Annotated in this window: 4 protein-coding genes and 1 pseudogene; 1 reads left to right on the top strand and 4 read right to left on the bottom strand. The window is 68.4% G+C overall.

Going from position 1 to position 5,359, the window contains the following annotated elements; translation table 11 throughout:
* Nucleotides 1-39: 39 nt before the first annotated feature.
* Entirely contained in the window at nucleotides 40-1,368 is a 1,329-nt protein-coding gene (locus BWR60_RS35465; protein ID WP_088157977.1) for a D-amino acid dehydrogenase, read from the top strand.
* 76 nt (nucleotides 1,369-1,444) lie between these two features.
* Here the strand turns inward: BWR60_RS35465 and BWR60_RS35470 are convergent, their stop codons facing one another.
* The 4 genes and pseudogenes from BWR60_RS35470 to BWR60_RS37480 all read right to left on the bottom strand — a co-directional run.
* On the bottom strand, nucleotides 1,445-2,986 hold the full coding sequence (locus BWR60_RS35470) for a calcium-binding protein (protein ID WP_088157979.1): 1,542 nt from the start codon (nucleotides 2,984-2,986) through the stop codon (nucleotides 1,445-1,447).
* A gap of 137 nt (nucleotides 2,987-3,123) precedes the next feature.
* On the bottom strand, nucleotides 3,124-3,459 hold the full coding sequence (locus BWR60_RS35475) for a protealysin inhibitor emfourin (RefSeq protein WP_088157981.1): 336 nt from the start codon (nucleotides 3,457-3,459) through the stop codon (nucleotides 3,124-3,126).
* 264 nt (nucleotides 3,460-3,723) lie between these two features.
* Complete coding sequence (locus BWR60_RS35480; RefSeq protein WP_088157983.1) at nucleotides 3,724-4,797, bottom strand: M4 family metallopeptidase; 1,074 nt, start codon at nucleotides 4,795-4,797, stop codon at nucleotides 3,724-3,726.
* 270 nt (nucleotides 4,798-5,067) lie between these two features.
* Nucleotides 5,068-5,359, bottom strand: a pseudogene (locus BWR60_RS37480) (hypothetical protein); the annotation flags it as partial.

The following is a 5,359-nucleotide window of genomic DNA, read 5'->3' on the forward strand; positions in this document are numbered from 1 at the left end:
CCCCCCCTCCCCCGCCTTGGTTCTCGAAGGAGTTCCGTCGTGAAGGTCATCGTCCTCGGCGCCGGCGTCATCGGCGTGACCACCGCCTTCTACCTCGCCCGCGCCGGCCATGAGGTGACGGTGGTCGACCGGCAGGAAGGCCCGGCGAACGAGACCAGCTTCGCCAATGCCGGCCAGGTCTCGCCCGGCTATTCCGCGCCCTGGGCCGCCCCTGGCGTGCCGCTGAAGGCGATCAAGTGGATGCTGATGGAGCACAGCCCCTTCGTGCTGCGCCCGCAGCTGGACCCGCGGCAGTGGCTGTGGCTGGCGCAGATGCTGCGCAACTGCACCGCCGCCCGCTATGCCGTGAACAAGGAGCGGATGGTCCGCCTGGCCGAGTACAGCCGCGACTGCCTGCGCCAGCTGCGCGCCGACACCGGCATCGCCTATGACGACAAGGCCCAGGGCACGCTGCAGCTGTTCCGCACCGGCAAGCAGGTCGACGCCGCGGCCAAGGACATCGCCGTGCTGCAGGAGGCCGGGGTGCCCTACGAGGTGCTGGACCCGGCCGGCTGCGCCGTGGCCGAGCCGGCGCTGGCCGGGGTGAAGGACAAGCTGGCCGGCGGCCTGCGCCTGCCGGGCGACGAGACCGGCGACTGCTTCAAGTTCACCAACAACCTGGCCAAGCTGGCCGAAGGGCTGGGCGTCAGCTTCCGCTGGGGCGCCCGCATCGCCGGGCTGATGACCGACGGCAACCGCATCGGCGGCGTGGCGCTGGAGGGCGGCGAGACCCTGCGCGCCGACGGCTACGTCCTGGCGCTGGGCAGCTACTCCCCGCTCCTGCTCAAGCCGCTGGGCATCGAGATCCCGGTCTATCCGGTCAAGGGCTACTCGATCACCGTGCCGGTGACCGAGGCGGCGGGCGCGCCGGTCTCGACCGTGATGGACGAGACCTACAAGGTCGCGATCACCCGGCTGGGCGACCGCATCCGCGTCGGCGGCACCGCCGAGCTGGCCGGCTACAGCAGCAGGCTGTGGGACGCCCGGCGGCGGACGCTGGAGCATTCGGTCACCGACCTGTTCCCGGCCGGCGGCGACGTCTCCCGCGCCAGCTTCTGGACCGGCATGCGGCCGATGACGCCGGACGGCACCCCGGTGGTCGGCCGCACGCCCTATGGCAACCTGTTCCTCAACACCGGCCACGGCACGCTGGGCTGGACCATGGCCTGCGGCTCCGGCCGGGTGATGTCGGACATCGTCTCCGGCCGCCGCGCCGAGATCGACCTGGAAGGCCTGGCGATGGACCGCTACCGCTGGGCCGACCTGACCGGCATCCGCGGCCCGAAGGGTGGCCGCCCGACCGGAGCTCCCCTGCCTCAGGCCGGGTAAACCGCGAAGGCCGTAGGCCACCGTACCGACGGCCTTCGCGATCCCCCCGCCGGCCCGGCATTCTGCCGGGCCGTGCTCAAAGCACGAAGTCGCCGGCGACCAGCGCAATGTGCCCGGACAGCACGATGTGGAAGTCCGAGGTGCCGTTGCCGTCGAGGTCGCCGGCCACAATGGTGGTGTTGACGCTGGTCTGGGCATAGCGCAGTTGCCCCGCGACGCCGGTGTAGGCGCCGCTGCCGATGAAGGTGAAGGCCTGGTCGCCAGCCGCGGTCGTGTTGGCATCGATCGCCGCGAGATCGATCTTGTCGCCCTGGGCGTGGCTGAAATCGGTGATCAGGTCCGCCCCGGCGCCGACCGGGCTCTGCGCCGCGCTGCCGTAGACGAAGCGGTCCGCCCCGGCCCCTCCGGTCAGCGTGTCCCTGCCGCCCGCGCCGGTGAGCACGTCGTTGCCGTTCCAGCCCTGCAGCACATTGGCGCCGGTGTTCCCGACCAGGCTGTCATTGCCCTGGCTGCCGGAGATGTTTTCGATCCCGTTCAGGAAATCACCCTGGGCGTCGCCGCCGCTGCCGGTGCCGGCCGTCAGGTCGACCACAATCCCGACAGAGCCGGTGTAGTAGCTGGCGGTGTCGTTGCCGCTGCCGCCGTAGAGGCTGTCCCCGCCGGCGCCGCCGCGCAGCACATCGTTGCCGTCGTCGCCGGAAAGATAGTCGTTTCCGGCATCCCCCAACAGGGTGTCGCTGCCGTTGCCGCCGGACATGGAATCATAGTCTCCGCCGCCGGAGAGCACGTCGTTGCCGTCATAGCCGTAGAGGCCGTTGCTAGCGGCATTTCCGGTCAGCGTATCGTTGAACTGACTGCCGGAGACATTCTCGAAATTCGAGATGGTATCGCCCTGCGCATAACCCCCACTCGCGGCGTCCAACGCCAGGTTCACGGCCACTGCGGCGGTGGAGGAATAATAGTTCAGGTTATCGCTGCCGGCGCCGCCATCGAGCAAGTCGCCGCCGGCACCACCATCTATGTAGTCGTTGCTATCGCCGCCGAGAATGGAGTCGATGCCTGCTCCGCCGTAGAGGGAATCACTGCCGCTGTTGCCGTGAAGCGTATCGTTTCCCTCGTCGCCGGACAGATAGTCGCCGCCGCTGCCCCCGGATATGATGTCATTGCCCAGACCGCCGTTTGCGCTGTCGCGGCCACTGCCGCCGTTGAACCTGTCGCTCCCGGCATTGCCGGAGAAGGAGTCGTCCCCGTCGCCCCCGGTCACGATGTCGTCGCCGGAGCCGAGATAGAAGGACAGCTTCTCGAAATTGGCGAATTGCACACCGGTGGAGGTCGTCGTGATCCCCCCCGGCGTCGTGTTGGCCGTGACGGTGAACGCCACTGTATTATTATAATAATAGAAGGAGAGGGTGTCCTGCCCGGCTCCGCCATTGATGGTGTCAGCGCCGGCGTAGGTATAGACATAGTCGTCGCCGTCGCCGCCATTGATGGTGTCTGCCGCGCCGGGCAGCGAATCGCCGTCGAAGATCGTGTCGTCGCCGCCGGCGCCGGTGATCTGGTCGCTTGCTGATGTGCCGTTGAGAGTGTCGTCGCCCGCAGTTCCCGGAATGATGGCCATCGTCCTATCTCCCCCAGTGGGCTAAGAAATAAGTCGCAGAATTTCGTGGCAGAAGAGTAATTTTGCGCAAAACTATGGCTTTATTCGGGACCGATCACGCGGGCGAGCTGGCGTCGACTGCACTCGCGGAGAAAAGACTATGGCCGTCCCTTTGCCCGCCGCGCCCTAACCTGGTCCTGCAGGCAGCGGACCAGGTCCCGCAGCGTGGGGTCGGCGATCGGCTCGGCCAGCTCCAGCGTGCGGCTGCGCCCATCCTGCTCCACCGTCACGGTGAAGCTGCGGGCATCGGGTGTCGGCCGCGCCAGGCTCTCCAGCGCCGCCGCCGGCCGGTCGAGGAGATGGGCGTCGCGCACCAGCGCCGCGATCCGCGCCGCCTCGGCCTGCGGCAGCGCCGCCAGGTCGAGCACCGCCGGCTCCGCCAGCCCCGGCGAATAGAACAGCCCCGTGCTCGACATCGCGAAGGTGATCCGCATCGCCCGCTCCTGCCCGCTGTCGCTCAGTTCAGGAAAAGTCGCGACTTGGGCGTGTCGATCTCAAATTTTCACTCCTTTATTGTCATCCTCGGGCTTGACCCGAGGATCCAGGGGCTTTCGAGAGCCGCTCCCGGTGGCCCCTGGATTGCCGGATCAAGCCCGGCAATGACAACACAAGGTGAGACCAGAGGTTCTATCCCGCACCCCTAAAAGCTGAACCGGCCCCCCGTGGCTCCTGCCCCGGAGGCCCCAACTCCGACAGCCTCAGCCGGTCGGGATGCCGACCTGCTTCCAGGCATCGGCCACGGCCTTGACCTCGGCCTTCTTCGACCCGGGCAGCCGCCCCGCCACATCCACCGTCACCGCGGCGAAGTCGGCGAATTTCGTGGTTTCGGTCACCCGGGCGTCGCGCAGCGTATCGTACCAGATCCGCCCCGCCCGCTCCCAGGCATTGCCGCCGATCGCGGTGGCGGCGAGGTAGAAGGCCCGGTTCGGGATGCCGGAATTGATGTGGACGCCGCCATTGTCCTGCATCGTGTCGACATAGTCCTTCATATGGCCGGGCTGGCGGTCCTTCCCCAGCACCGGATCGTCATAGGCGGTGCCCGGCGCCTTCATCGAGCGCAGGCCGACGCCGTGCACCTTCTTGGTGAACAGCCCCGCGCCGATGATCCAGTCGGCCTCCTCGGCGGTCTGCTTCAGCACCCATTGCTTGACCAGCGAGCCCCAGACATCGGACAGGGATTCGTTCAGCGCGCCGGGCTGCTGCATGTAGACTAGGCCGGCCTCGTCCTCGGTGACGCCGTGGCCCAGCTCGTGGCCGATGACGTCGAGCGAGGCGGTGAAGCGGTTGAACAGCTGGCCGTCGCCGTCGCCGAACACCATGCGCTGGCCGTTCCAGAAGGCGTTGTTGTAGTCCTCGCCGTAATGGACCGTGGCGTCGAGCGCCAGGCCGTCATCGTCGATCGAGTTGCGGCGATAGGCCTCGAGGAAGAAATCGAAGGTATGGCCCAGCGCGTCATAGGCCTCGTCCACCGCGGCGTCGCCGGACGGCCCCTGCCCCTCGGCGCGCACCAGCGTGCCCGGCAGGGTCTCGCTGTTGCCGGCGGTATAGATGCTGCGCTGCCGGGCCGCCGGCAGGGCCAGCTTGCGGTGCCGCCGGTCCGTGACCGACTGCGCCACCGCCAGGCGGACGCGCATGGTGCGGAACGTCGTGTCGATGCCCAGCGCCCGGCTGGCGGCCGCCTTCTGGGCCTTGCTGCCATTGGCGAGGATCTCGCGCAGCAGATAGGGCGGCAGGATGCAGAAGATCGAGTGGCGGTGATGTCGGGTGCACATGCGGATCTCCCTTCCCGGCCCGTCACCGGATAGAAGCCGTGACGGCCGGGTTCGTTCCTGGAAAAGCTTCCTAGATCAGGCGATCGGCCCGGGGCCGGCCGCTTCTGTCTGGCGGGACCGTTTCGGAATTTCCAGCGCCGTCATTGCGAGCGCAGCGAAGCAATCCAGGGGCCAGTGCGCACCGGCCTCTGGATTGCTTCGTCGGCTTCGCCTCCACGCAATGACGACGAGGGAGGGGCGTTGTGACGCGCATGATCGCCGCTTCCGGCATCACGCGTGCCGGAAGATATGGGCCATCATCATCATGCGGCGTCCTTCGGCGTCGCGCTCGCGCCTCAGGCGCTTGCGCTCGGCCTCGTCCGCGTCCTCGCCGGGCGCGGCCGTTCCGGATGGCTCACCGCCGGGATCCGGCGGCGCCGTGGCGGGCGGCGGCGTGGCGGGCGGGGCAGCGGCCCCGCCGGTGTCCGGCGGCCGGTCGTCCATGGGCAGGGTGCGGAAGAGGGTCCAGTTCTGGTCGAAGATGTCGCCGGTGGCGGTGTCGATGATGTAGGTCTCGCCCGCC

It is taken from the genome of Inquilinus limosus, from assembly GCF_002195995.1.
In the GTDB taxonomy this organism is placed as follows: domain Bacteria; phylum Pseudomonadota; class Alphaproteobacteria; order DSM-16000; family Inquilinaceae; genus Inquilinus; species Inquilinus limosus_C.